This window comes from Brevibacillus antibioticus, from assembly GCF_005217615.1.
Lineage (GTDB): Bacteria > Bacillota > Bacilli > Brevibacillales > Brevibacillaceae > Brevibacillus > Brevibacillus antibioticus.
Window position 1 is genome coordinate 1,232,020 of record NZ_SZNK01000001.1, and the last position, 7,087, is coordinate 1,239,106.

2 protein-coding genes are annotated in these 7,087 nt (G+C 45.1%); both read left to right on the plus strand.

Annotated features, from left to right (window positions below; genetic code table 11):
• The first annotated feature begins 94 nt into the window (after nucleotides 1–94).
• Entirely contained in the window at nucleotides 95–3,217 is a 3,123-nt protein-coding gene (locus tag E8L90_RS06165) for a cyclic peptide export ABC transporter (protein ID WP_162309044.1), read from the plus strand.
• A gap of 43 nt (nucleotides 3,218–3,260) precedes the next feature.
• Nucleotides 3,261–7,022, plus strand: coding sequence for a non-ribosomal peptide synthetase (locus E8L90_RS06170; protein ID WP_137028447.1), 3,762 nt, complete (start codon nucleotides 3,261–3,263; stop codon nucleotides 7,020–7,022).
• Nucleotides 7,023–7,087: the final 65 nt, after the last annotated feature.

Consider the following 7,087-nt stretch of genomic DNA (forward strand, 5'->3'; position numbering starts at 1 on the left):
ACGATGAATGCAGAGGGGTAGAAACAACTGTAGGTGTGCAGCGTTCTCTTCATTCAATTTTACGTTCGCGCAGCAGAAAAGGAGTGAAGGAAACGTGTTAAAAATAAGATGGGGTTTGGCGGGACTATTAGTGATGTTCACCCTGATGCAATGGGTTTCTTCCATGACAGTCTTTGCCGAAGGGACGACTGCAGACACCAATTCAACGACAACCTGGTCTCAAATCGAGGCATTTATTCAGGAAAAGATGAAAGAGGGAAATATCCCGGGGGTCGCCGTTTCGGTGGTTCAAGGGGATCAAGTCGTTTATGAAAAAGGCGTGGGATATGCTGATGTCGAGAAACAGCTTCCCGTAGGGCCAGAAACGCTTTTCGAACTAGGCTCTACCAGTAAAGCGTTTACTGCATTAGGTATTCTAAAGTTACAAGAAAAAGGGCTCGTCAACCTGCAAGATCCAGTCACGAAATATTTACCTTGGTTGACCCTGCAATACAAAGGAAAACCGGTAGAAGTCACATTAGAACAATTTTATCATCATACCAGCGGAGTACCCTTTAGAACCATCGCTGACATTCCAATTGCCTCGGGAGATGATGCTCTGGAACAAACTGCGCGAACGTTGATTAATGAAGAATTGGATTCGTTACCTGGCGATCGATATAACTATGCCACGATCAACTACGACGTGCTCGGTCTTGTCATCGCAAAGGTGTCGGGGCAAAGCTATGAAGCCTTTATGCGTGACGAAGTGCTTCAACCCCTTCATATGAATCAGACGTATCTTTCACGCGCAGAAGCCTCGCAACACGGTTTGGCCCAAGGGTACAAATACGAGTTTCTCGAGCCTCGTCCCTATGATGCTCCTGAATATCGAGGGAATGTGCCAGCCGGTTATTTGATCAGTAATGCAGAGGATATGGCTACTTGGCTCCAGACTCAACTAGTTTTGAGTACAAATGGGTCTTCTTCTGCGCTCATCAGAGAATCCCATCAGCCCAACCTGAACGTCCTGCCTAGCATTGACGGCTCCTATTATGCTGGAGGCTGGTTCGTCAAGCAACATGGCGGCGTGAAAATCTTCCATGACGGCGGCAATCCGAACTTCTCATCCTACATCGTTTTGCTTCCACAAGAAAAATGGGGAGTAGCGGTTCTTGCAAATTCCAACTCCGCTTACACCCAAACGATCGCGGAGGGTGTCTTGGATTTGGCTCGCGGCAAGCAGCCAGCAGAGGATACAACACAAGAGTTCATCTTCAATAGGGTTGATCAGCTTTCCGTCATTCTCTTATCCATCATGACGCCGCTCTTCTTGCTCACCTGTGGAATGATTGTGAAAAAACTAATCGAACTTATTCGTAAGCAACGTCGTTTTTCCGGCAAACCATTTATGACCGCAGTGCAGTTCGGCTTTTTTGGTGTCTTTTTGTTCGGTTTCTATTATGTGCTGAATTCCGTTCCTAACGTGTTCTTCAATGGCATGTCGTGGAATTTCGTTGAGGTATGGGGGCCACAGAGCCTGTTAATAGGGCTGTCATCGACTTTTATTGCGGTGTTCGCTCTTTGTATTCATTTCTTGCTTAGTGCGATTTTTATCAAACCCGACGAAAAATCTTTCTTTTCTCTGGTTATTCTCAGTGTGGCCAGCGGTTTGGGTAATGCTTTGATTATCTTCGTCATCAATGAGTCGTTCCATTATTCCAACGGCTATGAAGCAGGGCTTTTGGCATACTTCGCACTGGGTATTGCGATCTATATCATCGGGCAAAGATTGGTACGCGTCAAATTGATCCAACTGACCAACAACGAAGTCTATTCCAAGCGCTTGACGATGATCAACAAAATTCTCAACACATCTTACCAGCGTTTTGAAGAAATTGAGAATGAAAAAATCTATGCCGGTCTTAACAATGATACTGAATTGATTAGTAACTTTGCCAATGTGCTGGTCACCGGTTTAACCAATTCAGTTACATTGATCTGCTGTTTTGTGTACTTAGGCATGGTTAACTTCTACGGCATGCTGACATCTGTTGTGGTAATCGCTTTGGCAGCCGGTTTGTATACACTCGTCGGCCAAGCTTCGAAAAAGATTTGGGAGGATACACGCAACCTGCAAAATACATTTTTCCGTCTTATTACGGCTATTGTGAAGGGATACAAAGAGCTTAACCTCCACAGTGGTAAACGCCAGGATTTTCGCAACGATATATATACATGCTGTGAAGAATATCGTGACAAGCGGATCGAAGGTGACACCAAATTTGCCAACGTTTTTGTGATTGGTGAGTTACTGTTTACAATTGTCATTGGTATCGTGGCGTTTATTTTCCCATTGATCTTTTCTGATATCCGCACGGATGTTCTGCGAAACTATATCTTCGTTTTCCTGTATATGACAGGTCCAGTGCACGGGATTATGAATACCGTTCCGACACTGATCCAGATGAGGATCAGTTGGGAGAGAATCAACGGCCTGATCAAGCAAATAACTTTGATGGAATCTACCAGAACCGGAGCAAAACCAGTTGGACATGTAGAGACTCTGGAAATGAAAGACGTCAAGTTTCGCTACCGTTCGCAAAATGGGGAAACATTCTCCGTCGGTCCCATCAATCTGACTTTGCGTGGGGGAGAAATCACCTTCATCACTGGAGGAAATGGAAGTGGCAAATCTACTTTGGCCAAGCTGATGACAGGTCTTTATGAAGCAGACAGCGGGGAGATCTACATCAACGGGGAAACGATCAGTCGCGAAACGCTTAGTCAGCATTATTCGGCGATTTTTACCGATTTCCACCTGTTTGAAAAAATGTACGGGATTGATTATGTCAAAAAGCAGGAGAGAATCAGCCACTATCTGAAAGAATTGCAATTAGACGATAAGATAGAGATCGTTGATGGCAAATTCAGCACAACACAACTGTCTACCGGCCAACGCAAGCGTCTAGCCTTGCTGGTGACATATTTGGAGGACCGTCCAATTCTCTTGTTCGACGAGTGGGCAGCTGACCAGGATGCAAGCTATCGCGAGTTCTTTTATATGGAAATTCTACCGCAGTTGCGTGATGAAAACAGATGTGTCATTGTGATATCCCATGACGATCGTTATTTCCATACAGCAGATCGACTGATCAAAGTTGATTTGGGGAGAATTGTTCAAAATGACGACCAACGAATCGCAAGAGAAAATGTTATGACACTTTCCCAAGCATAATGTAGATTTGGCAATCAAGCGAAGGAAGAGGCGGACTGTCAAGATGAGTCGATTCGAGAAATTGGATAAACAAAACATTGAGGATATTGTAGCCTTATCACCGGTACAGGAGGGAATTCTTTTTCACTATCTGAGCGATGGAAATAATGTCCTGTATGTCGAACACATGTATTATCAGTTGACTGATGACATCAACACCGATTGGTTCAGGCAAGCATGGCAGGTGGTTGTAGATACGAATGAGATGCTAAGAACCGTATTTCGATATGGCATCAGTGAAAATCCAATCCAAGTAATCTTAAAGCATTATCACCCGCCGATTGCTGTCTATAACGAGGTCTTGAGCAAGAACGAAGCGGAGTCGATCCGTAAGTCGATTCGTGCGAAAAAGATGGACATCGGAAAAGCTCCGTTCGAAATTTATTTACTAAAGCTAGCTCCTGGACTCTATGAGATGATACTTCGCTTTCACCACATCTTGTTTGATGGCTGGAGCAATGCGGTGCTACTCAAAGAGTTTATGGCTGCCTATCGTGCAATCAAGAGCCATACACCGCTTGCCCCGGTGTGTAAGACGAAGTACAAACAGTTCGTCGTTTGGAATCAAAAACGAGATCGTGACAAGCAAAAAGCATACTGGAAAAGCTATCTGGAAGGCTTTGAGACAAAGACGATGCTCCCGATTGTTGGGTACCAGCAGCAAGAGAATGTGGAGATGGCGGAATATCAGGTAACCCTCTCAGACAAGCTGAGGGAAAATATGGAGCAAGTTGCCAAGCAATACCACGTGACAATTGCTACTTTGCTCTATTGTGCGTGGGGCGTCGTGTTGCAACGCTACAACAATACAGATGATGTCCTGTTCGGAACGACAGTATCAGGGCGGATGGCAGAAGTGCCAGGAATCGAAGAGATCGTCGGTCTGTTTATCAACACCGTGCCGTTACGCTTTTTGGCACAGGCCAATGAGCAGGTGAGTACCATTTTGCAACGATTGAACCGCTCCTTGGCAGAGCGCAATGCCTATGAGAGCACGCCATTGGTAGAGCTCAAATCTTGCGTTGATTTTGACCGGAAAGAGAGTCTGTTCGATTCTATCATGGTGATAGAGAACTACCCGCTAGATCAGAGTTTGATGCAAGCGGAACAAGACTTTCACATCGAATTTGTCGGGAAAACAGAAGTTACCAATTACGATCTGACTATCGAAGTGTCGACACACGAGCAGATGAGTATCCATTTCATCTATCACACAGCAAAATTTGACCCTAAGCTGATTGAAAAGATGGTTCGGCATTTTACCAACATTCTTTTCGAGTTGACCAATCGCCCTGATGAACCACTTAATAATCTTGAAATGCTTTCGGCTGAAGAATGTAAACAATTGTTGAACGAGTTTTCTACGTTTCAGGCTCCTTATCCTAAGGAAAAGAGCCTTGACGAACTCATCGATGAACAGGCCGCGAAAACACCGGACAAAATTGCCTTGATCTATCGGGATAAATCGCTTACTTATCAGGAACTGTGGGACAAATCTACCAAACTAGCTAAGTGTCTGGTGAAAATGGGTGTAGTGGAAGACCAGTGCGTGGGTCTGATGACGGAGAGTTCGCTGGAGATGATGATTGGGATACTGGCAGTTATGAAAGCAGGAGGGGCCTATCTCCCAATTGATGTGCAATATCCCAGAGACCGAATGCGTTATATGCTCGAAAACAGCGGGGCGGGTATTTTACTGACTCAGTCCCATCTAATGGGCCAAGTACTATTTGCAGGCAAAGTCATTTGTCTGGATGACCCTGCAATCTATGAAGCAGACGATCAAGCAGAGCTTCCGGAGAAAAGGAACCCGGACCGGCTGATTTATATGATCTATACGTCAGGTACAACCGGACAACCCAAAGGGGTCATGGTGAAGCATCATGCGTTTGTTAATCTGATGACCTGGTACACAGAGGAATTCTTTATTGATGAGAATGAGCGCATCTTGCTGATTGCTCCGGTTGGCTTTGATCTGGCACAAAAGAATCTCTTTGCCGGTTTGATGAAAGGCGGGACGTTGATTCTCTATCCATCAGGATTGTTTGACTACAAGGAAATGGCAGATTTGATCGACAACCAAAAAATCACGCTGATTAACTGTACGCCGAGCGCCTTTTATCCATTGCTTGATTTTACCCAGAATGATCAATACCAAAAGATCAAAAGCTTACGCAAAGTATTCCTCGGAGGGGAATCGATTAATTGCCAAGCCTTGGCTCCTTTGGTGAAATCGGAGTATTACACTGCGGATATCTACAATACCTATGGTCCAACCGAATGTACGGATGTGGTTTCGTTCTATCTTCTTGATTTTACGAAGCCGAGTCAAACCATATCAGTTCCGATTGGCAAACCAGTATATAATACTTTCCTTTATGTGTTAGACCGATTCCAAAAGCTGCAACCGGTTGGGGTACCAGGAGAGTTGTACATTGGGGGAGTAGGCGTGGGCCGCGGGTATAAGAATAACCCAGAGCTCACCAAGCAAAAATTTGTCCCGAATCCCTTTGTTCCGGGAGAATTGATGTATGGTACTGGAGATTTGGTGAAATGGCTTCCAGATGGGAACTTGGATTTCATCGGACGCGTGGACAATCAAGTGAAAATCCGCGGGTACCGCATCGAGCTTGGAGCCATCGAGAAGACATTATTAGAACATGAAGCTATTAAAGAAGCAGCTGTGATTTGCAAGGAATGGAACGGTGCGAAATATTTGGTTGCTTTCTATGTGCCAACGGTTGAGCTTTTGGTACGGCAAGTCAAGGAGTACGCTGAGAACAAGCTTCCAACCTTTATGCTTCCTCAGACTTTTGTCCAGTTGGAAGCTCTACCGTTGACACCGAACGGAAAGATCGACAAGAAAAAACTTGCGCAGTACGAGCCGAATATGGAGATAGAAGCCGAAGCTTTTAAGCCTACGTCAGAAGCAGAGGAATTTTTACTGAATATTTGGCGAACGTTGCTGCGAAAGCAACAGATTGGTGTCCATCACAGTTTTTTTGAGTTGGGCGGGGATTCCCTGTTGCTGATCCGCATGCATGCAATGATTGAGAAGCATTATCCTGACCGTGTGACGGTAGCCGATCTGTTCGCCTATCCGACTATCGCAAAGCTGAGTCAGTTCTTGACGAAGGCAAATGTAAAGGAGAAGGAGCCGCTGTCATTGCCGAAGCTTCCGTTGCCGATAGAGTACTTCGGCTCGAGGAATACCGATTCAGGAGAGGCTTTCTTTACCTCAACTCCAAATCAACACCTGTGGGAAAAAGTGACCGAGATCGCCAGCCAGCAGCGTATAACTAGCCTCGATGTTCTCATATCTGTTGCCTTGTTTTTTTTCAATCAAGTGAGCAAGCAGCAGGTGATTACGTTGCACAGCATGTCCACAGATACCACAGAAGTATGCAATGTCACAGCTGATTTTGCGGCAACGGCTAATTTTACCGAGCTGTTTCATACGGTCGCTAGGCAACGCGCCAATCCAGCACAGTCGTATCCACTCCGTAAGGTCTGTGCAACGCAGCGGGCAAGTGACAAACAGAGTGTCACGCTCTTATTTTATGAGGAACACCGCATGCCGCAGGATGTGGATTTGACAACGGTCTATGATCTCTATTTTGGCTTACAACAGAAGCCGGAGCAGGTGATAATCACCTGTCACTATCAAAACAACCACCTGAACCGACAGAAAGTGAGACAACTTTTCCAATCTTATATGACTGTCCTTGCACAAGTATTCGAATCATACTCGTCTGTAAAAAGCTAAAGATATATCGTTATGTGTGAAATAAATTTGAAGTCAAACGGCTATATGCTGAGGGAGAGATATCT

Excerpts from the sequence above, each read along its gene's own strand:
- E8L90_RS06170 (WP_137028447.1), top strand. The coding sequence starts at position 3,261 with ATGAGTCGATTCGAGAAATTGGATAAACAAAACATTGAGGATATTGTA.